Here is a 24,547-nt window from a genome sequence, read left to right on the forward strand (position 1 = left end):
GGTTCACTCCCCGAGTTCCAGCGTGCCGGAAACCCCACCTGGGCGAGGTCCCTCACGGCTCAGCGCAACGTCGTCGCTGATCCGGCCGTCGAAGAGGCTGATGACCCGGTCGGCAGCACTGGCCATCCGGGCGTCATGGGAGACGAGCACGATGGTCTGGCCCCGCTCGTGGAAGCGGGAAAGCAGCCGTAGCACCTCTCGGGTGCCCTTGCTGTCCAGGCTGCCGGCCGGCTCATCGGCGAGCAGCAGAGCGGGATGGTTGACCAGGGCCCGGGCAAGGGCGACGCGCTGCTGCTCACCGCCGGACAGCTCACCTGGCGTGCTGTTCTCCTTGCCCTCCAGACCCAGATCGGCCAATAGCTCCGCGCGAGCCTTTCGAGCCTGCCAGGGACTGTGCCCGGCCAACAGCGCCGGCAGCTCGACATTGTCGGCCACGGTCAGCTGTGAGACGAGATTGAAGAACTGGAAGACGACCCCAATGCTGCGCCGGCGCAGCAGGGCCCAACGGGCCTCGCTGTAGGTGTCGGTACGCCGGCCCTCGATCCAGATCCGGCCCTGGTCCGGACGGTCAAGACCACCGAGGAGGTGGAGCAGCGTGGATTTTCCGGCCCCGGAGGGGCCAGTGATGGCCAGGAACTCACCGCGCGCGACACTCAGGTCCACCCCACGCACAGCCCTGACGGCGGCCCCCTGCGCCTGGTGGGTCTTGACCAGGCCCTCGGCGCGCAGGAGTTGCTCGGCCTCGGTGGCTTGCTTCCCGCCTGTGGCAGAGTCATCCTCACCGGTCCCGGAAGGCGCCTGGCGCTTCATTCCAGCTCCTCCTGACAACGCTCCAACCAGTCGAGGTCCGCCTGCAGATGCAGCACAGCGCCCTCGATCAGCAGCTGCGCCACACGGTTTTCCTGGTCCTCGGCCGCAGCCAGCTTCGACAGATCACGCATAGCGTTCAGATAGTGGCGGCGCTGTTTGTTGATCAGGGCGATCTGATCGGCCGCCCCCGATGCCGGCGCCAGAGCGATCTTCATGAAGAACTCCCCCCGCACCCGGGGTTCGTCGGTGGGCTCCTCAAACCACGCGGCCACCGCCTCACGCCCCGCTGGTGTCAGCTGATAGGTCCGCTTGTTCGGACGGGCTTCCTGAGCGACATCCTCGCCCTCGATCAGACCCGATTTCTCCAGCCTGCCCAAGGTCACATAGATCTGCCCGATGTTCGGCTGGGGGTATGCGGCACCGAGCAGGTCCTCCAGCGCCCGCTTGAGCTGGTAGCCGTGAGCCGGTCCCTTGGCCAGGAGCGCCAGCAGAGCCAGACGCACTCTCGCCCGCCTCCCTTCCCCGACGTAAGGTCGTACCTGGGTAGCCCGCCCTACCGGCGGGCTGAAGGTCTCCGGACGCCTGCACGACGTCCAGTATCCCGCATATACTTAACCGTTAGATAGCTCGATCACCGTGCAATTGGTGATCGTTGCATCAGGAGGAGCCATGCGGTGGACGCGTGCCGCGGGCAGGGGGCTACTAGCGGTCGCCCTCATCAGCACGAGCTACGCCGGCTGCACAGCCACACGAGCACAACCTCAGCCCGACACCAGCAGAGGGCCGGTGACCCTGGTAACCGGCGGGGATCTCACGAAGTACCTGAACGGGGTCCTGGAAGGCTGGAACCGGGCGCACCCCAAGGAGAAGGCCACCCTCATCGAACTGCCCGAAGCCGCTGACGAGGTCCGGGCGCAGATGTCCACCAGCCTGCGGTCCGGCAGCGCACGCTACGACATCCTCAACATTGACGTGGCCTGGACCTCAGAGTTCGCCGCCGCAGGCTGGATCTCCTCGCTCAACGCCGACCGCTTCCCGATAAAGACCTTCCTTCCGCCCGTCGTGGATACCGCGACCTACCGCGGGCGCCTGTACGCGCTGCCGTATGTGACCAACGCCGGCCTGCTCTACTACCGCAAGGACATCCTGGACAGGGAAGGCGAGAAACCGCCCCGTACCTGGGCCGAGCTGGAACGCCTGGCCAAAACCGTGGCGCCGAAGTATGGGCTGGACGGATATGCCGGACAATTTCTGCCCTACGAGGGACTGACCGTGAATGCCGCCGAGGCAGTGCAATCCCAAGGCGGCGCGATTTTGGCCGACGAAGGCAAGCGAGTGACAGTAGACTCGCCCGCCGCCCGCCAGGCAATAGAATACCTCGCCCACGGAGTACGAGACGGCTGGATCTCCAAAAAAGCTCTCACCTATAAGGAAGAGGAATCCCGAAAAGCCTTCCAAGCAGGCCGACTGCTCTTCCTGCGCAACTGGCCCTATGTACACGCACTGGCCAGCGGAGCGGACTCCGAAGTTGCGGGCAAGTTCGGAGTGGTGCCACTGCCCGGCACACAGGACCACGCAGCTGGAATCCTCGGCGGCTCGAACCTCGCGATCAACGCAAACTCCCGTCACCGCGCCTCGGCGACTGACCTCCTGGCGTACCTAACCAGCGACCGTGTCCAACGACAGGTGCTGACCGACGGCGGCCTGCCTCCCGTGCGGGCCGACCTCTACAGCGACCCCGCCCTCATACGGCGCTACCCCTATCTACCCACCCTGCGCGAGGCCGTGCTATCCGCAAAGCCGCGACCCAAGTCCCCCCGCTACGACCAGGTGAATCTGGTGGTCCAGGCCGTGGTCCAGGACGCGATGGCCCAGCGAGAGACACCAAAAGACGCAATCGTCCGGCTACAGAGGGAACTTGAAGCCATCACCCGGCAGCGATAACTCCGCCGAAACCGACACTCGCGAATCCGCCACCGGCACCGGATCGTTTCGGCCTGCATAGGCCCGCCGAAGTGTCCGACCGACAACAGCCTGCAGTCGTCGACCATCTGTCGATGTGCCGTAGTCCATCACGCCGAAGGCTTGTCCCGTAACGATCTTGGAGTTGAGAGAGGCATGGCCGCCGTGGTGTCGGCTGTTCGCCTATCCGGCGAGGGCGAGGTTGTGCAGGCGGGCGATGCCGAGCATGGCGTGATGGACGCCGTCGCCTTTGAGGCGGCAGTCGCGCAGGATCTTCCATCCCTTCATGCGGGCGAAGGTGTGCTCGACCCGGGCGCGAACCTGCTTGTGGGAACGGTTGTGCTCCTCCTTCCAGGCCGGGAGTTCTTCGCCCTTGCGTCGGCGGTGCGGGATGACCAGTCCGGTTCGTTGATAGCCGCCGTCTGCAATGGTCATCGTCTTGCCAACGGCGGCCTTGGCGCCGGACTCCTCCCAGCCGCGGGAGTCATGCCGGTTGCCCGGCACAGGCCGGCCGACCACCACGGCCAGGCGGGTATCGGCGTCGATGACCACCTGATGTGCCGTGGAATAGCGGTAGTTCTTCGACTGCTCGGCGATCGTGTGGTCTCGGGTGGGCACCAGTGTCCCGTGGACGATGAGGACGGTGTCCTTACGGAACCGCTTGCGCGGCTGCAGCGCGAGCATCGGACCCAGGTGGTCGATGATCCGGTCGGCGGCCGACTTCGAGATCCCGAAGAGGGGTGCCGGCCGGCGCATCGTCAAGTTCGTGCGCCAGTACGCCGCGACCAGCAGAATTCAGTCCTCCAGCGGGAGGCTCCACGGCCGTCCGCGGTGGACGTCGGCCACATGCTCGCGCCGTACAGCGGTCACCAACTTGCCGAAGCAGCGCGGGCTCAGCCCCGTGAACGGGGCTATCCAGGACGGCTCCGACGCCGTGATCACACCAGCCACACCAAGATCATCTCATCCCTGACCAGGAGTTACGGGACAACGCTTAGGGCTTGCAGATCATTAACACGTTGTCTTGATCATGCTGCTGGAGTCGCTGCTCAGGGCTCGAACTCGAGCCTGGAGGGCTGTGAGCGCTGAGGGCAGAGTGGCCGCCGGCGGGATGACGATGCTGTGCGCCTTCAGCAGCGTCCTGATCTTCAGCAGGGTGCGGTGCATGGCGGTCCGACTGCTGTCGAACAGCACGGCGAGGGGTTCCGCGGCCAGGGCGACCCGCAGGTGAAGGACGGCTGCCAGGACCTGGTCGGGGAAGGCGAGCCGGGGCGGGCGGCCGCGCTTGACGTCGCCATGGAGGGCCAAAGTGTTGGTGAGGTCGCTCAGTTGCTGCCGGGACATGCCGGTCAGGGCGGGGTCAGACAGGAGAGCGTGATCCCACTCCGGGGCCGGCTTCTGCGGAGCCCGGGGTGCTGGGATGGCTGGGCAGGGCTGGGGGTGCAGGGCATAGTTCCAGTCGCCATGGAAGGCGTGTCGGGTCAGTGGCAGGGACGCCATCTGCGCGTCGCCGATCTGGACTCCAGTGGGGTAGACGTTGGTGTCCAGCTCGGCCATGACACGCAGTCCGGTGAGGGTGGTGGTCGCGGCGATGGACTGGACAATGACTTCATGGCTGGTCAGCGGGCGGCCGCGCCAGTTCATGGTGATGTGCGAGAAGAGCCGGTGCTCGATCTTGTTCCACTTCGATGTGCCCGGCGGCAGGTGGCACACGGTGATCGTCAGTCCTGTCTCGGCCGCGAGCCGGGCGAGTTCGAGCTTCCAGGCCCGGGTGCGGTAGCCGTTCGAGCCGCCCGCGTCGGCGGTGATGAGCAGTCGCGTCGCCTGTGGGTAGGCGGTCTGACCCTGGCCGCACCACCAGCGGCGGATCGATTCCACCGCGAATGCGGCGGTGTCGTGATCGGTGCCCACGTTGACCCAGCCGGTGTTCGCCACGAGGTCGTAGATCCCGTACGGGACGGCCTTGCCCAGCTGGGGGTCGGCGAAGTCATGGACGTTCACCGGCGCCGGATCAGCCGCAGGCCGCCACTGGCGGCCGTTGTTCTTGAACTCGCCGACGAGCTCCTTCTTCTTGGTGTCCACGCTGATCACCGGCTGGCCAGCGTCCCGGTGATCACGGGCCTGCTCGTTGAGATAGCGGAACTGGGCGTCTCGGTCGGGATGTTGGCTTCCCTCGATGGTCTTGGCGTTGGCTTGCAGACTGAAGCCTTCCTCCCGCAGCAGGTCCGCGACGGTGTCCGCACTGACTTTATGTCCGGTCCGGGCGAGCTCCCGCGCCAGCGTGCGGGTCGACTTCACCGTCCACCGCAGCGGCGACATCGGATCGCCTCGCTCGTCCGGTTCGACAAGTGCCAGGAGAGCCGGCCGCAGCCCCGGATCGAGATCTGCGACCCTCTTGCGGCCTCCGCCCGGCCGCCGCACCCGCCCCAGAGGCCCCTCGCCGGCCTCCAACTCGGACACACCCTTGCGGACCGTGGTCTCACTCACCGACGCCGCCCGCACGACGGCCCGAACACCACCGTGTCCCAGAACACGGGCCTCTGAGGCCATCAGCAGCCGTCGTTGCCGCTCATCCAGGTGAGGAAACAACACCCCCTGGCGCGGGGGAGATTGCCACGCTGATCGTCCGGTATTCCTCGGACCGGATGAGGACGCGTACGGGACCTCGCGAAAATCCTCGGCCGCTGCGCGCACACGACACGGAGACCATCGAGGCTTTGGCCGATCCCCGCGTACGCAACAGCCGTCGGGCAGTCGACGGCCTGGGCCGGAACGGCGAGGACGACGTCGACGAGGGCCAGGACGAGGACGAGCTACAGGTGTCCGCCAAGGCCTGCGGGGTGCTGCGGTTCAGTGAGGAGCGCGACCCGGCCGCGCTCACTCAGTTCGTACGGCTGCGGGTGCCGCCGCGATGGGCGAACTCCAACGCGCGCCGGGGCGTCATGCCGTGTATGAGGCCGATCAACGAGGGGCATGTGGCAGAACCGGGGCTGGCCACCAGCCCGTCCCCCGGCCCGGTGCCCGTCGCGACCGCTTCCTGCGGGATGACCACCCGCTACACCCGGCTCTCCTGGGCTGTGTCTGTTCTTGGCCGGACGGGGCCTCAGCTGTAGAGGAGGGAGGCGGACGAGGTGGTCGCGCCTTGGCGGCCGGGCGTGGTGTACGCGAAGTTGAGCACGGTCCGCCGCGGACCGGGTCGCCCGAGCGGGGTCACGCGGTGGGCGGTGAGGTCGCTGCGCAAGAGGTAGCCGTCCCCGGGCAGGTGGTGCGCGTGCCGGGTGCCGGGTGCGTCGAGGGCGCCGAGGTCCCGGCGGCCGGGGTGGAATTCCAGCAGTCCGCCGTCGGCGGGATGCGAGGGGGCTTCCAGGAAGAGGACCAGGGCAAGCGGGTAGTCGTCGGTGTGCGCGCCGTGGGTGTCGCCGGGGCGGTGCAGGACGTTCAGGACGTGCCGTTCGACGGGGTCGTGGACGGCGACGACCGTCTCACCCAGTAATAGGGAAAGCAGCCGCATCAGATCCCGGTCCTGATACAGGGCTGTGATGAGCGGTGAGGCGTGGGCGATCTTGTGTCCGCCGAGCGTGGTCATGTGCCGGGGGCTGTCCGCCATGCACGGCATGCGGAAGTCCCGCCTTGCCGCGTCGGCCTCCAGCCTTCGTGCCTCTCCTTTGAGCGTCACGAGTCCTGCGGGGCTGATAAGTCCGGGCAGGGGGGCATAACTGTCGGCAGAGAACTGCCGGCGCAGAGACTCCGAGCGCGAGGGCGCAGGCAACGAGAACACGGCCGATGCATCCCTCATGCCCGCACAGGCCAAACCCGCCGCCCGGTGTCTGCCCGCAGCGGAAGACAGGATCAGGCCAGCCCGCTCCGGGCTCTCAGGGCAAGCTCTTTGCCGGCCACCGCCGACCCCGGGGGTACCGGCCGCGCCGCGAGGCGGAGTTGGCTGGCGTCCGCCAGCTCGCGGCGGTGAATCGCCGCCGTAGCGCCGGCTGGGGTGCGCGTCCTGACGCACCGTGACGGTGGCGCGCCGGAGTCTCTCAGCGACCCGAAAGCGGGACAACACGCTCAATGCCTCGCTTGCGGGCGCGTCGACGGGGAGACTCATACGCAGCGGCCGTTCTTTCGTGCTGGGTTCTACGACTGCTTGTACACCCGTGCGGACTCACTCTTCGAGCTGGCCGATGCGGTGTTGTGCGCGGACGGGCCGGTCACCTCGCTGCCCGAGCTGACGCTCACGGCGGAGATGCAGCGTGGTCACGGGGCGATGTACGACGCGCTGAACACCGGATGGCTCGAGCCGGCCCCCTTTCGTAACCTACTCGCCTCGATGCCACTGCCCCGCGCGGCCGATGGGCGGATCGTGCTCGCTGTTGATGTCTCCCCGTGGCTGCGTCCCGACGCTGTCACCAGTCCGGATCGGTTGTTCTGCCACGTCTACGGACGGTCGGGCCGCAGCAGTGACCAGCTCGTGCCCGGCTGGCCCTATTCCTTCGTCGCCGCCCTGGAGACGGGCCGGACTTCCTGGACGGCCCTGCTGGACGCCGTCCGGCTCGGCCCCGCCGATGACGCCGCCGAAATCACCGCAACCCAGCTGCGCGAGGTCGTCACCCGGATCATCGACGCCGGACACTGGAAGACCGGGGATCCCGACATCCTGATCGTGACCGACGCCGGCTACGACGCACCCCGACTCGCCTACCTCTTGGCCGACCTGCCTGTCGAGCTGGTCGGCCGCCTGCGCTCCGACAGGGTCCTGGCCCGCGACGCCGGTCCGGCCCGCTCCACCCCGAAGGGCGGCCGCCCCCGCCTGCACGGCGCCCCCTTCACCCTGGCCAAGCCCGACACCTGGCACACCCCCGAGAGCACCACCGTCACCGACACCACCCGCTACGGCAAAGCGACCGCCGCGCAGGCATGGGACCGCCTCCACCCCCGCCTCACCCGCCGTAATGCCTGGATCGCTCAGCTCGACGAACTCCCCATCCTGCACGGCACCTTGATCCGTCTCACCATTGAGTACCTGCCCGGCGACCGGGACCCGAAGCCGGTCTGGCTGTGGTCCTCAGCCACTGGCCTGAGCGGCGATGACATCGATGCCCGCTGGCGATCCGGGCGGCGTCGGGGCCGGTGGTGCCAGGGCGTATGACGTCGTCGGTCTCGGCACGCTTGACCCAGCCGCGCAGGGCCTCGAGATGACAAATCAGCGCAGCGCACGACGGGCGAGACGACGCACGCCGTTGGGCAACATGCGCTTCACGGGAGCGGGGGTGGCGTGTACAGCTCGCCGCATCGCCACCTTGCCCCGGCTATCGGCCCGTCGTGATGCCACGAACTCGTAGGTGGGCGAGGCGTTGAAGACACGCCCGGTGGCCCGGTAGCCGTACGGCTCCAGCACAGCAAGGATGCGCGCCACATCCTCTTCGGTATGCGCTTCGGCGAACACCCGCGGCCGGTAACGCCGCAGCATACGCCGGGCACCGGCGAGCGCCTGCGCCTCCATGCCCTCAACATCGAGCTTGATGACAGCGACCGGCTCTCGCACCAGCGTATCCAGCCGGCGAGTACGGAGTACATGGTTGCGCCGATCCAGGGATACTTCGACCCTTCCCTTGCGGTCGGACAGCGCCCATTCGGAGGCGATCACCCGGCCCTGCACCTGGTTCAGCTCCACGTTGCGTCGCAGGCGCCTCATCTGCACAGAGCGCGGCTCGAAGGCGTAAACCCGGCCGGACGGGCAGTACAGCGCGAAGAAGACCGTGTGGGTGCCGATACACGCACCGACGTCGACGTACGTGCCAGGAATCTCCAATGAGGCGATGTAATCGAGAAAGGCATGCTCATAAAACCTTCCCTGGATCATCGGCCCGTACATGGTGCCTGGATGCTCCGGATCCACGCCCTCGTCATCGAAACGGCAGATTTTGTCCGCGTATTTGATCTCGATCATGAGCATCCCCCAAGTCAGTTTGCCGGGCACCTTCGCCAAAGCAGAGGCTGCATTGCCCCACCACAGCCTGCCCGCGGTCGGCGTCCGTCCGGCCACAGGCGTGTACGGCCGAGCGGAAGTCCAGCGTCCCTCAGGAGCCGCCGAACGGCCTCCCTGCACGCTGGACATAGGGCCGACGGAGTGAGCCTTCCAGCTTGGTGGTCGAACAAGCCAGTTGGCCTGACAGACAGGTGAAGCCCCACCTCGTAGACGGGTTCCGCTGGCTGTGCAGGTCTCAACCGAAGGCGTTTGTTACTCACTTCGGGAGGCACTTACCGGCCTGCGGCCCGGGAAGTGTCGTCGAGAAATGAAGTCGCACGCCCGTGGGGAGTCGGTATTCGCGGATGACTCTCTAGACATCCTGCCGACTACGGGTCTCGGGACCGTCGCGATTCGGTTCGCCAGTTCCTGCTCGAACTCGCCCGGCAGCAAGACCATTTTCTTGATGGCCACCTCGCATGCCAGATCCGCAGAAGGCCCGTCAGTATGCCGAACAAAGCCCACTTGGGCCATATGATGCCTCAAGTGTAAACCGCAGGCTATAGGTACGCAGATAGACCAATATTGGATGAATATCTCGACGTTAGGTTGGACGAGAGGGTGATTTCGATTGCGTCGGATTGGAAAGCAGACGGCTGGAAAGTGCTACAAGTGACGCTCTCTACATGGCGTTCATGTCCCTCGATTCCACGGGCAAGGGCCAGGCCCACTGACCCATGCGCTGGAAGACCGCGCTGAGTGCCTTCGACATCGCCTTCGATGGACGCCTTACCCACAACCGAATCTGACCCCAACAACCAACCCAGTTACAACCAAGAGATCGCCGCTTACTCCGGGTGCTCCTTCAGGAACTCCTCTCGCTCATTTTCCAGACAGGAACCACATATGAAGGTGGCGACCGTGGCCGCCTCATTTATGAAAGAGCGGCCGTAATCATAGACAGGCTCCAGAACGTAGCTCCACTCGTTTTGCGTGAAATCCCAAACCCGGGCACCGTGCTGTTTCGACCGCAGGTCGGCATCTAGGCGCCTTACGAACTTCTTCTTTCGACAGCGTGGGATGGCGTATGTGCGGCACGTGCACCTGTGGGAATGCGTAGCACTGTAATTGAGGGGGATTATGGAAGGGGTCATCAGGTTTTTCCGTTCCGGCGATACTCTCTGGTAAGGATGCCGGTCGATCTCCACCTGCGCCTTCACGTTTTCGCTTCGCGCCTTGTGCATGTTTCTGGCCACCGGCGACTTTGCATCCGAAGGGCGGGTGGATCCGGACGAGCGCCGGTGCGGTCTGGCAACGACCGAGAAATCTCGCGGTCTTCTTACTTCTCGTGCCCTGCCCCTATTCTACTCCGCCCGCTCGCTTCGCCGTTCTATACCAAAGCCCCTGGGCGGTGCCTTGGCAAGAGTCAGCTTCGGCAGTCAATACCGCTCCGTACGACGGCTACTGGCCGAGCAGTGGTGCGAGCGCGCGATGATGACGAGGGTCTCCATGGAGCTCACCTCCAGCCGTTTTCGGGCAGCGGGAGGGCGCTTCGTCCGATCGGGCTTCCGAAGGGGGACATACAGGCTCCGCCTTCGCCCTCCCAGATGGCTTCCCGGCGCAGGGCGTCACGGATGCCGCGCCCGATGACGGCTTCGTTGGTCATCAGGACGCCTGCGGTGAGGACGCTGCCCGGGATCGCTGCGGCGACCATCAGGCGGGCCGCAGCTGCGGGTGCGGTCTCGGGCGGGATGACGAGGAGGTCCCAGCGCCCGACGGTGTAGGAGAGCAGGATGAGCTTGTCGGGGTCCTGCTCGGTGAACCAGCCCACGTGCAACTTGCGCCCGTCCACGGGCACCATGTGCGGGACCACGGGCCAGCGTGCGGGGTTCACAGTAACGCGGGTGATGCGCCCCCAGGGTTCCTCCAGGGCGGCGACGAGCGGTGGGAGCTCGCCTTCGAGGTCGCGGGAGTAGGGCCACCAGGCCCCGTCCAGCCGGCCGGCGAGGGTGGTCTTCGGAGTGAGGGACAAGCGTGCCGGGAACTCTGCGGCGAGGTCGCGGGGCGCGGTCCACTCGAGGGTCGTGGTCATGATGCGGACCTGCCCCCGGGCTGTCCGTCGACAGCCCGGTTTTTCGTGGTCGCCGGAAATGACACCCGCGTGGAAGCCGGTGTGCGAAGTACTCCCGGTACTTCCACTGTACGCCCGTTCAGCGGACCATGACCCGCGTGACCAGGTAATTTCCGGCGGACGGTGGAGCGGGCGGCGGGAGTATCGTGAAACGACAGCGGGCTCGTGCGCGTCGCCGACCGGGCACCGGCGCCGGCGTCGAACTGCGAGGACACACTGCCGCACCCCGTAGACGGGCGGACCTCCATGGCTGACTCCGACCTCCCCCACACGCCCCCGCTGCTCCTGCCCGATGCGATCCACCAGGCGGTCAAACCGGGCGCAGCCCTGCTGCGGCTGGAGACCACGCAATCCCGGGAAGGGCTCCTGGACGGCGCGTGGTGGCCGCGCACGCGCGACATCGAGACCGAACTGCCCTCCCTGATCAGCGTGTTGACCGGGCACCTCGGACCGATCACCCGGGTGGGCGTGGACGCGTCAGCCTGGAACGGCCTCCCCACCCGCCTGGTCATCGACGACCAAATCGTGCACCTCGACTCCGACTCGGTCGGCGACGACACCGTCCTCATCACCCGCGGCCACAACGACCACTTCGCCCTGCTGGTGGTCCCCCCGGACACCACAGCCGACGCCGCCCGCGAAGCGATGGCCCGCGCCGTCCGCGCCGACAACAACACCCAGGCCGCTCAGATCCTCATCGCCAACACACCCGAACCCGCGTAGTCCCAGGTCGTTGACCTGGGACTACGCTGAAGAGCGGATGGCCAGACCGGGTCCGATCAGGGGTGGCCGAGACGCCTCTGGCGCCTTCGAGCCTGGCCTTGCGGTCCCGCCGTGCGTTGAGCTGCTCGCGCGTGCGTCAACCGGGTGCTCGGTTGAGGTATGCAGGTGCGGCCGATGGCGAGCGGCGTTAGATAGGAAGGGTGACGTGTTCTCCTGAGGGCTGGTCGGAAATTTCGCCGGTGCTGTGTGCACACTGCGGACTGCCTGTCACGGCGGGCCAGCAGGTATTCGGTCTGGTTCCCGACACGTCCGTGCTGCACCCGACTGAGCCAGATCTGGACGGCGTGCGGCAGCTGATCGCCTGCTGCAAGGAACACCTTAACCTGGTGCGCTGTGTCTATATGAGCCGACCGTTCGTGAAAGAAGAACTATGGGCGGCCAAGATCGCGCGGGTATTGCGCGCTCACCCAGCGGGCGTGAGCGAGGAGCAACTCACTGAAGAGAGCGGGCTGAGCATCATTCAGATCGAACACACTCTGGCCTGGCAGACCACCCAGTTCCTTAGAGATCAAGCAGAGGAGATCTGAGTCGGTTGAAATCCTCGCCCACCTAATGGCAGGGCGGCTTCAAGTTCCATGCTCGCGGCAGTTGTTGCGTGAGGGGTAGATAGCAGTGCAGGCACGGGCTTCGTGATCATTGTGGTGTCTTACGCCCGATGATCATGAGGTGGCCCGTGCCTGCCGCTGTATCTTCACCGATCCCTGCCGTGCTGGGGAATCTGGGGTCGCTGGACGTCGGCCAGGTCGCCGACCTGCGTCCCTACTTCGACTCCATCCCCGACCCACGCTCGCGGCGGGGCCGGTGGTACTCGCTGACGTCGATCCTGCTGGTGTGTGCCTGCGCGGTCGTCTCGGGAGCGAAGAGCATCGACGAGCTCGCCGAATGGGGTGCGAGGGCCTCGGGCAGGCTACTGGCGGCCCTGGGTATCCGCCGTCATCTGCTCGGGTGGCGGCGCACCCCCTCGCCCGTGACGATCGGGCGCGCGCTGGGCGCCGTGGACGGTGATGCCCTGGACCGGGCGGTGGGCGCCTACCTGACCGACCGGCACCACGCCGTCACCGGCACCGCGACCAGGGCCACGGGGCAGCCGGCGGCACCCGCGCCCGGGCGGCTGCGCGTCCTTGCCCTTGACGGCAAAGCGCTCAAGGGTTCGGCCCGTCTCACCTCGGCACGCCGGCACCTGCTGTCGGTGGTCACCCACGGCCCAGTCGTGACCCTCGGCCAGGTGGAGGTCGGCGCGAAGACGAACGAGACCACCCACTTCCGCCCGCTGCTGGAGCCGCTGGACCTGGCCGGCACTGTCGTCACCTTCGACGCGCTGCACTCGGTCAAGGCGAACGTTTCCTGGCTTGTCGAGACGAAGAAAGCGCACTACATCGCCGTGATCAAGACCAACCAGCCGACCGCCCACCGCCGGCTGGCGGCCCTGCCCTGGCGGGACATCGCCGTCCAGCACACCGCCTCCGGGACCGGGCACGGCCGGCGGGAGTCCCGCTCGATCAAAACCTGCGGAATCGCCGACGAACTCGGCGGAATCCCGTTTCCCCACGCCCGCCTGGCCATCCGCATCCACCGCCGCCGCAAGCTCACCGGCCGGCGCGAGAGTCGTGAGAGCGTCTACGCCGTGACCAGCCTGGACGCCCACCAGGCCTGCCCGGCCGACCTGGCCGCCGCGATTCGCGGGCACTGGGGAGTGGAGAACTCCTCGCACCACATCAGAGACGTCACCTTCGCCGAGGACGCCTCCACCGTCCACACCGGGACCGCGCCCCGGGCCATGGCGACCTTCCGCAACCTCGCCATCGGCGTGCTGAAGGTCCTCGGAGCCAACAACATCGCCAAGACCACCCGGGCCATCCGCGACGAACCCGAACGAGCACTCCCGATCCTGGGCATCATCAACAACCGCGACACCTACGGAACTTGATCAAGCCCTGACCTAATGGAGGGCGATTCCCGTCTGGCTGCCGGATGTCCGGCTTGCGTTCGGGTGGGTTCCTGCTTCATCGCGCTGTGCGGGCACGGATGCCCGTCTTACCTGCGCTCCACAGGCTGAAACGGCTGGTCCAGCCGCCTTGGCGACGTTGACCGCCGCGTTGATGTCCCGATCGAGGACGGCCCCGCACGCCCCGCACGTCCATTCCCGGATGTGCAGCGGCTTGGGGCCGTCCTTGACGCCGCACTGCGAGCACACCTGAGAGGTCGGCTCGAAGCGGCCGATCTTCACGAGGGTGCGCCCGTACCGGGCGACCTTGTACTCCATCGCCAGGAACGCCGACCATCCGGCGTCGTGCACGGACTTGGCCATGCGCGTACGGGCGAGTCCCTTGACCGCCAGGTCTTCCACCGCGACCGCTTGGTTTTCGCGAATCAGCTTGGTGGAGAGCTGGTGGTGGAACTCGCGCCGTGCGTCGGCCACCTGCGCATGGGCACGGGCGACCTTGATACGGGCCTTGGTCCGGTTGTTGCCGGCCTTGGCCTTGCGGGACAGGCGGCGCTGTTCCGCCTTGAGCTTCTTCTCGGCCCGGCGCAGGAAGCGGGGGCTGTCGATCTTCGTGCCGTCGGAGAGGATCGCGAAGTGGGACAGGCCCAGGTCGATGCCGACCTTGGGCGTGACCTCGGGCAGAACCTCGTTCGCGTCGGTTTCCACGATGAAGCTCGCGAAGTACCGCCCGGCCGCGTCCTTGATCACGGTCACCGTGGACGGGACCGAGGGAAGGGAGCGGGACCACTTCACGCTCACATCGCCGACCTTCGGCAGGCGCAGCTTCCCGCCGGGAGTGATCTTCCATCCGGCGTTGGCGGTGAACCGTACGGCCTGCCGGTTGTCCTTACGGCTCTTGAAGCGGGGCGGCCCCTATCTTGGGGCGCTTGCCCTTGAGGGAGTCGAAGAAGTTCCGCTACGCGGTGTCCAGGTCCCGAAGGGACTGCTGGAGGATCACCGAGGACACTCCACCGAGCCATGCCCGCTCCGGCGTCTTCTTCGACGCGGTGAGCCGCTTGGACAGCTCGCCGGATGTGATGAACGGCAGCCCGGCGGCGCGGGCGTCCTCGCGGACGCGGAGCGCGTCGTTGAAGACGACCCGCGAGCACCCGAACGCCCTGGCCGGCGCCGAGCGCTGAGGACCGTTCGGGTATAGGCGGAACCCATACCGAAGCTGCATAGCGATCATCATACATACTTGGTTCATGTCACCACGCTGGAAACCAAACCCCGATGTACGCACCGGCCGCCACGTCGTCTACAACCTGCACGTTCATTTGGTCTTCGTCACGAAGTACCGGCGCAAGGCCATGACGGACGCCATGCTGACGCGCTGCGAAGAGATCATGAGGGAGGTGTGCGCCGACTTCGAGGCCGAGCTGAAACAGTTCAACGGCGAGGACGATCACGTACATCTCCTCGTGCACTACCCGCCAAAGGTCCAGCTCTCCAAGCTGGTCAACTCCCTCAAGGGCGTATCCGCACGGCTGCTGCGCAAGGAGCACGACGCTCACGTGCGCCGATACCTGTGGGGCGGTCACTTCTGGTCCGGCTCGTACTTCGCCGGAAGCTGCGGCGGGGCGCCCCTGACCGTCGTGAAGCAGTACTGATCCTTGACTACGGGCTTGATGCTGGCGGGGTGAGTTCGAGGCCGGTTCCGGCCAGGAATGCCAGGAGGAGTTCGGGATGGCGCTGGATGTAGCGCAGGGCGTTCTTCGCGGCCCGGTGAAGCTCGTGAATCGAACGGAACGCCCGGTTCGCGAGCTTCTCCTTCGCGTGCGCCCACAGCAGCTCCACGGGGTTCAACTCCGGGGCGTAGGACGGCATCTGGATGATCGTGAGCCAGTCCTGCTTGTGCGCGTACTGCTTCACGTGCTTGCTGATGTGGCTGGAGTAGTTGTCCCAGATGACGGTGACCGGGCCGTCCAGGCGGCGGTGCAGCAGGGCCAGGAACCGGGGAAAGTCCTTCTTCCGGTAGCCGCCCGACGGCTTGATCGCGTAGATCATCCGGGGATCTTCGCCGTCCTTGAAGCAGATCCACGCGACCATGCTGATCTTGTCGTTGTGTTTCCCGGACAGCCTCAGCACCGGCGTCTGCCCGGCCTTGCCCCAGCTGCGGCGGACCGGCCCGTTCAGCCAGGCCCCGGCCTCGTCCTCGAAGCAAACCCACCCGCCGACGGCTTTGACCTGCGCGGATGGGAAGCCGCCGGCCACGTTTCCGTGCGCCATGCGGCAATCGCCTCCTCGTCCCGCTCGACGGCCCGCACCTTGGGCACCTGCCACGACCAGCCCAGGCGGTCCAGCAACCGCCACACCCCCGAGACCTCGTACGTGACGCCGAAGCGCTCCTCGATCAGCCGGCCGATCCGCGCCAGCGTCCACCGCTGGTCCTCCCAGCCGTGCGTCGTGGGCCCTGCCCGAAGAAAATCCTCCAGCTCCCGCTCCTGCGCCGCGCTCAGATACGAGCTGCCGCCCGGCCCCTTGGACAGCAGGGCCTCACGGCCGCCTTCGGCCCATGCCCGACGCCACAGGCTGACTGCCTGCGGCGTCACCCCGAGCACCTCCGCGACCTTGACCTGCCGCATCTCTTGTTCGAATAAGTCCGCCGCCTGCATGCGCCGCCGCTCCAGCTCAACTGGGCTCAGCAGCCTGCGAGTTCGAGTCCCCATGCATCCGGTATGCCGAACTGACCAGATCATCAAGCACGGCATCAAAGATCAGTACATCGAGAACCAGAAGCGCCCCACGGGCTGAGGGCAACACTTCGGACCCGTGCCCACAGCACGGGTCAGAGCAGTCCTGAGATGGCCTTCACCCCCGGCGTAAACGCCGGAGCACTGGCCAAGATTAAAGGTAGACCTGCGGCACAGGAGATATCAAAGCAGACTGCGCATCCCCGCTTCCCACGCCGATGGGACTCCCTTTACATACGCGACGTTGCAGTCCACAGTAAAAGCGGCACCATTGAGCACCGGAGGCTGTCATGCTCCTCATCGGCGTCATTCTGCTGACTGTCGGCCTCATCACCGGCATAGCGATCCTGTGGACAATCGGAATCATCCTCACGGTCATCGGCGCGGTCCTGTGGATCATGGGCTCCATGGGACACGCTGTCGCCGGCCGTCGCCACTATTGGTGACCTTCTCTCTGACCCACGCCTCGGCGTCGTGCCGCCCGCCGAACCGGATGGGGCAGCCAGGACACGAAGGCGCCAACCATTACAGACGGCTGCAGCCTGCGTACTGACGCCGTCAGCGGTGCTGCCCTCACGGTCTTCAGACCGTGCTGGCCCACCCGGCCGGCACCAGCGGCCCGCACCACCGGCAGCACCGGATCGGAATCCCACACCACAACTTCCACCACGTCGCCGTCGATCGCGCACCAAGAGCTCTCAGCACCTCAAGAACTGAGCACGTTCATCCATCCGTACGTGACTGGGCACGTTCGCTCACGTGTACGCCAACAACCGGGCGCGTACGTAAAGAAGTTACTTCTGGAGCCGGAGCGTCTGGCGGCCTTTGATAGGGGTGAGCGATAGACAGGTGCGGTGACGGAGAGCGAGCCGGAGGACGGCAGCGACGAAGCTCAGCCTGAGCTGTGTGACCTGTGTGGGGACGTGACCTGGGACAGTGCGAGGTGGTCCGCGGTAGTCCCGGACTCATCGTCGATCACGGTCGACCCCAAGTTTGACGGCAAGCGGCTGATCGTCGGTTGTTCGCGTCAACACCTCGCTGAACTGGCTGAGCAGTACAAACACCGGCCGTTCGTGGACGCCGAACTCTGGCAAGGAAAGATCGCCCGGGCGATGCAACAGCATCCGCACGGCGTCAGCCCCGAGGACCTGGCCGAGGAGACCGGCCTGAGCCTGCAGCAGATCGAGGCCGGCGTGACGTGGCGGAGCATCGACTTCCAGCACTGGCACCAGCAGTTCGGGAAGAAGGACGGCCCGGATACAGAGAATTAGCTCAGGCGGCCGGTGAGCTCGGGTAGGGGTGACAGGCAGGCGGGGTCCGCCCCCCGTCGGCATCGCCCGGAGTGCCGGCGGACGACCCCGGCCACGTTCGAGTACGTCATCGACTTCACGTACGCCGACGACGACCAGGACCACGAGCACCTCACGCGAACCGAGGATTCGAGAACAAGCGCCCGTTGAATGCGGGTCCCCCGACGGGGTCCCTGAAGGCGCTGGCTGGCCTCGGACTCGGCTGGGCGGCGTAGGGAAGCGGCTTCGCACGCTGAAGCGTCCACGAAGGCCGGAGCCCCAGGAGGGCATACCTCCCGGGGCTCCGTGGCGTTGCACGGCGGGGCGCTACTGCACCAGCGCTCCGAGGGCCTGCTCGGCCATCGGGACGCCCATCGTGGCGCCGGCCTCCAGGAGCTTGTCCTTGAGCTGGGTGGTGAACTGCCGCAAGCGGCCCGGCTCGGGGTTCTCCGAGGTCGCTTCATCGTGGAGGTACCGCTTCTTCGAGCACGGGCCTGATCCGGACGGCTGGCAGCGGGTGGACGCAGAACATAGTTGGCAGATGTGGGTGCGTGAAATGGAGCGGCCGGAGATATAGAGCCGGTTTGGCAGGGCTCACGACGGTCCCAAGGACGGCTCAATTCAAGAGCAGCCCGGCCAACTTCGCTGACAACAGTCAGTGCTCGATAAAGCCACGGTCCGGAGTAGGCGGCGTGACGTCACGTTACTGCGTCCGGGTGGCGATCGTAGAGAACGATGGTGCTCAGAACGGGTGCGTCCCGGGCAGCATGCGCGGGACGCACCCGCGAAGTGCTGGGAGATTGCAGGTCTCAGCTTTCCCGGGCCACGGCCGTCGAGCCGGCGGCGCGGCGGTATTCGGCGTTGAGACACTGGGCTTCTTCGAGCTGGTCCTCGAGGATCACGATGCGGCAGGCGGCCTCGATCGGGGTGCCGTGGTCGACGAGTTCGCGGGCGCGGGCGGCGATGCGCAGTTGGTAGCGGGAGTAGCGGCGGTGGCCGCCTGCGGAGCGCAGCGGGGTGATGAGTCGGGCGTCGCCAAGGGCGCGGAGGAAGTTCGGCGTGGTGCCGAGTAGTTCGGCGGCCCGGCCCATGGTGTAGGCGGGGTAGTCGTCGTCGTCGAGACGGCCGTACGAGTCGTCTGCTGTCATTGCACCTCTCTGTGGAACGCGTGGAGGGGCCCTGGTGCCATTTGGCACCAGGGCCCCGAAGGAACTGCTACACCATCTGCCGGCCCTGGTACTGCGCCGGCCTTCTGTTTCCGCTAGCCCGACCGAGATGCTGTCGGGGGCGCGGGGATCGCGGTTGCCTGACCGGAGACCACCTCACTATCGATGTCCTGCGGTACCCGGGCTCAGCGATTACGCCCGGGCGATCCTGATGGCGCGGGGCTCCTCCGTTCTTCCCTCGGTGATGTACTGCTTTGCACTACTGGTGATGCGAACTGCTGGTGACCTGACTAAGCGTCACTCTTCGGCAGCCAGCCCCGTCGCCTGTCCTGCATCTGCTCTGGCTTAGCACCCCACTGCCGAACTTCCCGGTGCGCGCGTCCGCAGCAAACGCCTTCACCGAGGTGCTGCTCACTGACTTCACTGCTGGGTACTGCGAACTGCACTTACTGAACTGCTACTGCGGTACTGCTCACGGCGGCCCCTGATCACTGCGGGCCACCCGATCCGGTCCTCAGTCCCGTCGCCGTCCTGCCAAAAGCCTGGCTTCGAAACTCCACCACCGCACCGTCCTGCGTACTGCAACTACGTGTACTGCGGGTACTGCTGCCTGGCAGTTCATCTCTGCCAGGCCCTGCTGTCTCTCTGGGCTACGAGAGAAACCATAACTACAACACCGCCCAATGTCTACTCCGGCCAACACAGGTTTCCGCGTGTTCGACGGCGAGGTAATCGACCTCGAACAGCGACCAGAGCGGGCGTAGGAACCGCTACCTCCCGGTTAGCGGGCCACAGGCAGGGCACAAGCACACGCAGACGAGTCCGGGCATCGGACGATTCAGAGACCGGGGTGACCTGATGGACACGATGAGCATCGACGTCGCACCCGCCCGCTCCACGACATCCGCCGCCCACGCACGCGAGAGCGTCCGGGACTTCCTCGAGGGTCTTGTGCATCCGATCGCGGCCGAGGCCGCCGACACCGTGATCCTGGTCGTCTCGGAACTCGTCACCAACGCCCTGCGCCACGCAGGCGGCACCTGCACCCTGAACCTGACCGCGTACCCGGACAGCATTGAGGTGGCCGTGCACGACCACAGTCCGCAAGCCCCCCACATGCGCACCCCCGACCTGAACGGCGGCACCGGCGGCTTCGGCTGGCCCATGGTCAACCGCCTCGCCCGCGCCACCGCGGTAACCAGCCGGCCATCCGGCGGCAAGACCGTCAGCGCCCTCCTCACCCGGTAAGACCAATGGGCCGGCACCGACCCGGGGCGTTGCGGCCCGGACGCAGTACAAGCCCCGCTCGGGCTCGGTGACGGTCCCCAGAGCCGGCGCAGAGCGGCTGGAGGACGGGGCGAAGGTCTAAGGTCGGGGTGTTCCAGTCGAACAACAAGAGCAGACGGGACAAGCCTTCCAGGGCCGGTTGGCCCTCGATGGCTTCCTCGTTCCCGCTGCAGGGCGGGCCCGGGCGGAACGAACCCCGGGTGCGGTGGGTGATCACCTTCCGCGGGCACACCCGGTGACCGTGCCCTGCCATGCCCACCCGGCCGGCCGACCGGCCGACCGGCCGTGGTGAGTTACCTGGACGGCGTGCGCGTCGTTGAGCTGGTCGTCGCGCCATGAACATCCGTCCCCCCGCGGATGCGCGATTCCTCGTGAGGGCCCGGCTTAGCCAAACGCCCGGCCCCGGGCCCTCACCCCTCTCTTCCGGTGTCACCAGGCTTGAGCAACCCGAGCGCTGGCTACTCGCGCGGGCAGGGGTTCGGAAAGAAGCCCCGGTGTGTGTCCTGTGGCCTGCAGAGTTTCTCGATTCCGCGAGCGCATGACCGTGACCGTCCTTGCTTACCGTGGGTGTTCACAAATTGACGCTCTTAGCGGCGGTTCCCATGCTGGTAGGAGGGGGCTGGTGGAAGGGACCGCAGTCGTGCGTGGTGGGCAAAGTGGTCTTCCCCGGGTGTTGACGGCAGCGGAGACAGCAGCACCGGTGGAGGCCGTCGACGTGGTCGCAGAGGACCTGCGGCAGCGTTTCGAGGCCACGAAGGTCTCATTCCTCATCGTGGATCTGACGGGGAAGGCGGTAGCGCGGCTGTCCACCGCCCCTGCAGAGGGTGGCCGGGAGGCGGAGCGGATCCCGATGTTCGGCAGCGTCTATGAGGAAGTGATCCGTACCCAGCGGCTGTATCAGGAGGCGACCGGCCACGGACATCGGGTGATCATGCCGGTCACCAACCGGGGGGATGCGATCGGCCTGCTGGAACTACTCCTGCCCGCCGACCCCGGCGAGAACGTCCTTGATGCGGTCGGGGAAGCCGCCCACCTCCTGGCGTACATCGTGATCGCCAACGGGCGCTTCACCGACCTCTACACCTGGGGCAAACGCTCCAAGCCGCCCACACTGGCGGCAGAGATCCAGTACCAGCTGCTTCCCCCGTCGCTGTCGTGCGAGGCTGCACAGTTCACCCTGAGCGGGAACCTGGAGCCCTCCGAAGACCTCAGCGGCGACACCTTCGACTACACCCTGGACCGTGACACCCTGCATGTGTCGGTGACCGACCCCGTGGGCCACGACATCGACGCCGCCCTGGCCGCCACGGTCCTGGTCAGCGCCCTGCGCGGCGCCCGCCGCGCAGGAGCCGGCCTGGCCGAGCAGGCCCACCGGGCCGACCAGGCACTCATCGACCACGGCCACGGTCACGCCACCGGGCAGCTGCTGCGCATCAACCTCCACACCGGACACGCCCAGCTCGTCAACGCCGGCCACCCCTGGCCACTACGCATGCGCGAGGGAACTGTGGAGGTGATCCCCTGCAAGGTGGACCATCCGTTCGGACTGTCCGAGCTCACACCCCACCCCTACCGCGTTCAGGACCTCGATCTGCGCCCCGGTGACCGTCTGCTCATGTTCACCGACGGCATGCTCGAGCGCCACGGAGAGAAGGTCGACCTGCCCGCCCTGCTGGAGCGGACCCGGGGCCTGCACCCGCGGGAGACCGCAATGGCCCTGACATCCGCAGTCCGGGACGCTGCCGGCGGCCGGCTCGAAGACGATGTCACCGCCATGTGCCTGGACTGGCACGGCCCCCAGGAGACCCAGCGGCGCGTCAGCTCCGGCGCGGACACTCGGCAAGCCTCAACCGCCCGCACGAAGCAGCAGGGATGACCAGAGCGCTCCTGATCCAAGAAGGTCTGTGACGCATCCGTATTCGCCGTCCGCGCTTGTTCGTTGAGCAGGCCTGCGGTAGGTGGCGGGCTGCGGTTTCAGCGCTCCCACCACAGATGGCCGCAATGGCGCGCAAGTGGCAGACGCCCTGGAAGTGCCGCAGCCAGCAACCGCGTGACGCGAACACCGCACCGTCGTTGAATCGCACGACTCCATACAACGGGCCCCGGGGATCTCTTCTCCCCCAGGGCCCGGGGCATGTCCGGACTGGCCTTTCCGCCCCGGCCACCATCGTGGTGGCCCACCCGGCGGCCTCGGCGTCGCTAGCTAGTTACGCCACCGTTCGCTGGATTCTCAGTGAATCGCAGTGATTCGCCCATTACTGGACGAAGGTCCCCGTCTTACCCGGGCAGGGGTCGCCGGTGCGGGGCAGACGCTTCATGGCCACCTGCCCGGCCAGGCGGGGTCTTACGGTCGGCTCCACGTCCGTTTACTGTCTCCGGGCCACTCCCGGCGACGTGCCGCTTCACGAGTGCGGCGAGGTTGAGTGCGGCATTCTCATCCCGGTCCAGGACCAATCCGCAGTCTTCGCAGATGTAGGTGCGTACCCGCAGCGGCAGCTTGGGTTTCACGTTGCCGCAGGCACTGCACGTTTTCGAGCTGGGGAACCAGCGGTCGGCGACTTCGAGCCGTCCGCTGTTCCAGGCGGTCTTGTAGGCGAGTTGCCGGCGGATCTCACCGAACCCGGTATCCGCGATCGAGCGGGCCGGCTTCCGGTTCTTCACCATGCCGGCGACGTTGAGGTCTTCCACCACCACGGTGCCGTACTCCCCAGCCAGGGAGGTGGTGAGCTTGTGTATGCCGTCCCGGCGCAGCGCGGTGACGCGGTGGTGCACGCGGTTGCGCTGGGCGTCGGCGCGCTTCCACCGGTTCGAGGGCTGCTGTCCGGTGCGCCGGTCGGGCCCTCGGCGGCGGGAGACCGTACGGGACAGGCGGCCCAGCTTCCGCTGTGCTTCGGCCAGGTGCTTCGGGTTCTCGGTGGCCGGGCGCCCGTCGGAGAACACCGCGAGGGTCTTCACCCCGAGATCGACGCCGATCACCGCATCCGGCCGGGTGGGCGGACGCTCCACGCGCTGGACTTCCACGATGAAGGAGACGAACCAGCGTTCGGCCTCCTGCCCGACGGTCGCGGACTTGATCCGCGCGGCCCAGTTCTTCAACGCAGACGCGAGCCGGTCAAGACCGGTGGCGTACGCCTCCTTCGAGCACACCGCCCACCAGGGGGCAACGGCGTCCTTTGCCTGGTTCCACGCCTTGCGCAGCCAGTACATCGACCACGACACCATAGGCGTCAACTCCGCCTCGGCAATGCCGTAGGAGCGTTCCGCCTCACGCCGGGACCGCCTTCACCACGGCCAGACCCCAGCTGTAGGCGACACGAGCCGCGCCGGCATGCCGGACATCGCACCGGCCTGACGCGGCGTCGGGTCCAGCGCAAACCGGTAGGCATGCGTCGTGATCACCCCAAGAACCGTACCTGCCCCCGCTGACAACCCGACACCAGCAACCCCAACGATCAAGAGAACCTGACGAAGGCCGAGATTCGCTGATGGACTCCACAGCAGCTAGTAGCCCTCACGTGTCGACCAGTTACACCGCGGTGCTCGACGTGGAGCGGTCCACCGCCGAGCACCTGGCTCGGCTGCTTCGCGACCACCGCATCGCGGCCAGAACCCGCAGGGGCAGGCGTGCGCCGGGCTGCTTCCGGCAGGCAGTGCTCGTCCTGCGCTGGTTCATCGACAACGCCCGCGTTTCCCAACTCGCCCGCGACAACGGCCTGTCGACCTCCACCGCCTACCGTTACCTCCATGAAGGACTGACCGTTCCGGCGGCCGGGGCACCGGACCTGGCGACTGCGCTGGAACGCGCGAAGGCCGCCGGGCTGACACATCTGAACCTCGACGGCACCGTCGTCCGCACGGATCGCGTCGCCGCTCCCGGCCCCAACGGCGCGGACCTCTGGTGGTCCGGAAAACATCAGCACCATGGCGGGAACGTGCAGGTCATCTCAACCCCGGACGGCCGGCCGATCCGGGTCTCACCGGCCCGCCCGGGCCGCGAACACGACACCACCTGCGCCCGCCACCACGGTCTGCTTGACGCCCTCAACCGGATCGCCGCCGAGCTGGACATGCCGACCCTGGCCGACCTCGGCCACGAGAACGCCGGCGACGGCTTCCGACACCCGTACAAGAAGCCCGCCGGAAGCGAGCTGACCGAGGCCCAGCAGACGTACAACAAGGTCATCCGCGGCATCCACGGCGTCTGCGAGCGCGCCAGCTCCCTGCTCAAGACGACCTTCAAAGCCCTGCGCCGGATCAGCCTCGACCCCAGCCGCATCACGAAGATCGCCGCCGCAGCCCTCGTCCTGCTCCAGCTCGAGTACGACCGCACCATCTGATCAATCACGCAACGTCATGATCCGTTACTGGCAAAGACTCAGTGTGCTTGGGCGATAGAGCGGACCTACGGCTGGCTCATGCTCCACCGCAGACTGGCCCGCGACTACGAATTACTCCGAGCTCGGAGTAATTCGTACTATTC

At 66.7% G+C, this 24,547-nt stretch carries 20 protein-coding genes and 5 pseudogenes; 13 read left to right on the forward strand and 12 right to left on the reverse strand.

Going from position 1 to position 24,547, the window contains the following annotated elements; all coding sequences use genetic code 11:
• Positions 1 to 3: 3 nt before the first annotated feature.
• Together OG331_RS01100 and OG331_RS01105 are read right to left on the reverse strand one after the other, a co-directional pair.
• A complete protein-coding gene (locus OG331_RS01100; protein WP_406190700.1) occupies positions 4 to 810 on the reverse strand; it encodes an ABC transporter ATP-binding protein in 807 nt (268 codons plus the stop codon).
• The gene (locus OG331_RS01105; protein WP_406190703.1) at positions 807 to 1,313 is read right to left on the reverse strand and encodes a helix-turn-helix transcriptional regulator; all 507 of its coding nucleotides are present in this window, start codon (positions 1,311 to 1,313) and stop codon (positions 807 to 809) included. The genes OG331_RS01100 and OG331_RS01105 overlap by 4 nt, the downstream gene beginning before the upstream one ends.
• A gap of 166 nt (positions 1,314 to 1,479) precedes the next feature.
• Between OG331_RS01105 and OG331_RS01110 the strand changes: the two genes are divergently transcribed.
• A complete protein-coding gene (locus tag OG331_RS01110; protein WP_406190706.1) occupies positions 1,480 to 2,754 on the forward strand; it encodes an ABC transporter substrate-binding protein in 1,275 nt (424 codons plus the stop codon).
• 201 nt (positions 2,755 to 2,955) lie between these two features.
• Here OG331_RS01110 and OG331_RS01115 read toward each other — a convergent pair.
• Positions 2,956 to 3,723, reverse strand: a pseudogene (locus OG331_RS01115) (transposase).
• Positions 3,724 to 3,783: 60 nt separating this feature from the next.
• Positions 3,784 to 5,405: pseudogene (locus OG331_RS01120) on the reverse strand (ISAzo13 family transposase).
• Positions 5,406 to 5,489: 84 nt separating this feature from the next.
• Here OG331_RS01120 and OG331_RS01125 point away from each other — a divergent pair.
• Entirely contained in the window at positions 5,490 to 5,885 is a 396-nt protein-coding gene (locus tag OG331_RS01125) for a hypothetical protein (protein WP_406190709.1), read from the forward strand.
• On the opposite strand, the gene OG331_RS01130 is transcribed toward OG331_RS01125, so the two are convergent.
• On the reverse strand, positions 5,876 to 6,448 hold the full coding sequence (locus tag OG331_RS01130) for a hypothetical protein (RefSeq protein WP_406190711.1): 573 nt from the start codon (positions 6,446 to 6,448) through the stop codon (positions 5,876 to 5,878). The two genes, OG331_RS01125 and OG331_RS01130, sit on opposite strands and share 10 nt — an antisense overlap.
• Before the next feature lie 465 nt (positions 6,449 to 6,913).
• Between OG331_RS01130 and OG331_RS01135 the strand changes: the two are divergent.
• Positions 6,914 to 7,891 (forward strand): annotated as a pseudogene (locus OG331_RS01135) (transposase); the annotation flags it as partial.
• Between the two features lie 78 nt (positions 7,892 to 7,969).
• On the opposite strand, the gene OG331_RS01140 reads toward OG331_RS01135, so the two are convergent.
• Positions 7,970 to 8,716: an FkbM family methyltransferase gene (locus tag OG331_RS01140; protein WP_406190713.1), complete on the reverse strand. Its 747-nt coding sequence runs from the start codon at positions 8,714 to 8,716 to the stop codon at positions 7,970 to 7,972.
• A 1,534-nt stretch (positions 8,717 to 10,250) separates the two neighbouring features.
• Complete coding sequence (locus tag OG331_RS01145) at positions 10,251 to 10,826, reverse strand: DUF5994 family protein (RefSeq protein WP_406190715.1); 576 nt, start codon at positions 10,824 to 10,826, stop codon at positions 10,251 to 10,253.
• 285 nt (positions 10,827 to 11,111) lie between these two features.
• On the opposite strand from OG331_RS01145, the gene OG331_RS01150 reads away from it, so the two are divergent.
• The 3 genes from OG331_RS01150 to OG331_RS01160 all read left to right on the forward strand — a co-directional run bounded on the left by OG331_RS01150 (position 11,112) and on the right by OG331_RS01160 (position 13,575).
• Positions 11,112 to 11,588, forward strand: coding sequence for a DUF5994 family protein (locus OG331_RS01150; protein WP_406190718.1), 477 nt, complete (start codon positions 11,112 to 11,114; stop codon positions 11,586 to 11,588).
• Positions 11,589 to 11,788: 200 nt separating this feature from the next.
• Positions 11,789 to 12,175, forward strand: a complete 387-nt coding sequence (locus tag OG331_RS01155; RefSeq protein WP_406190721.1) for a hypothetical protein — start codon at positions 11,789 to 11,791, stop codon at positions 12,173 to 12,175.
• Positions 12,176 to 12,354: 179 nt separating this feature from the next.
• Positions 12,355 to 13,575 carry an ISAs1 family transposase gene (locus OG331_RS01160; protein WP_406190588.1) on the forward strand — a complete coding sequence of 407 codons (1,221 nt, stop codon included), beginning with the start codon at positions 12,355 to 12,357 and terminating at the stop codon, positions 13,573 to 13,575.
• 12 nt (positions 13,576 to 13,587) lie between these two features.
• Here OG331_RS01160 and OG331_RS01165 read toward each other — a convergent pair.
• Positions 13,588 to 14,812, reverse strand: a pseudogene (locus OG331_RS01165) (RNA-guided endonuclease InsQ/TnpB family protein).
• 25 nt (positions 14,813 to 14,837) lie between these two features.
• Between OG331_RS01165 and tnpA the strand changes: the two are divergent.
• Positions 14,838 to 15,242, forward strand: a complete 405-nt coding sequence (tnpA, locus tag OG331_RS01170) for an IS200/IS605 family transposase (protein WP_406190724.1) — start codon at positions 14,838 to 14,840, stop codon at positions 15,240 to 15,242.
• Between the two features lie 7 nt (positions 15,243 to 15,249).
• Here the strand turns inward: tnpA and OG331_RS01175 are convergent, their stop codons facing one another.
• On the reverse strand, positions 15,250 to 15,861 hold the full coding sequence (locus tag OG331_RS01175) for an IS630 family transposase (RefSeq protein WP_406190727.1): 612 nt from the start codon (positions 15,859 to 15,861) through the stop codon (positions 15,250 to 15,252).
• Entirely contained in the window at positions 15,765 to 16,301 is a 537-nt protein-coding gene (locus tag OG331_RS01180) for a winged helix-turn-helix domain-containing protein (protein WP_406190729.1), read from the reverse strand. The genes OG331_RS01175 and OG331_RS01180 overlap by 97 nt, the downstream gene beginning before the upstream one ends.
• Positions 16,302 to 16,615: 314 nt before the next feature.
• On the opposite strand from OG331_RS01180, the gene OG331_RS01185 reads away from it, so the two are divergent.
• Positions 16,616 to 16,771 (forward strand): DUF6131 family protein, encoded by a 156-nt coding sequence (locus tag OG331_RS01185; protein ID WP_406190732.1) that lies wholly within the window; start codon positions 16,616 to 16,618, stop codon positions 16,769 to 16,771.
• 408 nt (positions 16,772 to 17,179) lie between these two features.
• Positions 17,180 to 17,596 carry a hypothetical protein gene (locus OG331_RS01190; RefSeq protein ID WP_406190734.1) on the forward strand — a complete coding sequence of 139 codons (417 nt, stop codon included), beginning with the start codon at positions 17,180 to 17,182 and terminating at the stop codon, positions 17,594 to 17,596.
• Positions 17,597 to 18,423: 827 nt separating this feature from the next.
• On the opposite strand, the gene OG331_RS01195 is transcribed toward OG331_RS01190, so the two are convergent.
• Positions 18,424 to 18,762: a MerR family transcriptional regulator gene (locus OG331_RS01195; protein WP_406190736.1), complete on the reverse strand. Its 339-nt coding sequence runs from the start codon at positions 18,760 to 18,762 to the stop codon at positions 18,424 to 18,426.
• Positions 18,763 to 19,638: 876 nt separating this feature from the next.
• On the opposite strand from OG331_RS01195, the gene OG331_RS01200 reads away from it, so the two are divergent.
• On the forward strand, positions 19,639 to 20,028 hold the full coding sequence (locus OG331_RS01200; RefSeq protein WP_406190739.1) for an ATP-binding protein: 390 nt from the start codon (positions 19,639 to 19,641) through the stop codon (positions 20,026 to 20,028).
• Positions 20,029 to 20,767: 739 nt separating this feature from the next.
• Positions 20,768 to 21,943, forward strand: coding sequence for a PP2C family protein-serine/threonine phosphatase (locus OG331_RS01205; protein ID WP_406190742.1), 1,176 nt, complete (start codon positions 20,768 to 20,770; stop codon positions 21,941 to 21,943).
• Between the two features lie 401 nt (positions 21,944 to 22,344).
• Here the strand turns inward: OG331_RS01205 and OG331_RS01210 are convergent, their stop codons facing one another.
• Positions 22,345 to 23,289 carry an RNA-guided endonuclease TnpB family protein gene (locus OG331_RS01210; RefSeq protein WP_406190745.1) on the reverse strand — a complete coding sequence of 315 codons (945 nt, stop codon included), beginning with the start codon at positions 23,287 to 23,289 and terminating at the stop codon, positions 22,345 to 22,347.
• A 314-nt stretch (positions 23,290 to 23,603) separates the two neighbouring features.
• Between OG331_RS01210 and OG331_RS01215 the strand changes: the two genes are divergently transcribed.
• Both OG331_RS01215 and OG331_RS01220 read left to right on the forward strand, forming a co-directional pair.
• Entirely contained in the window at positions 23,604 to 24,404 is an 801-nt protein-coding gene (locus OG331_RS01215) for a transposase family protein (protein ID WP_406209567.1), read from the forward strand.
• Positions 24,405 to 24,452: 48 nt separating this feature from the next.
• A pseudogene (locus OG331_RS01220) lies at positions 24,453 to 24,539 on the forward strand (IS5/IS1182 family transposase); the annotation flags it as partial.
• Positions 24,540 to 24,547 lie beyond the last annotated feature (8 nt).

Source organism: Streptomyces sp. NBC_01017 (genome assembly GCF_045162795.1).
Taxonomy (GTDB): Bacteria; Actinomycetota; Actinomycetes; order Streptomycetales; family Streptomycetaceae; genus Streptomyces; species Streptomyces machairae.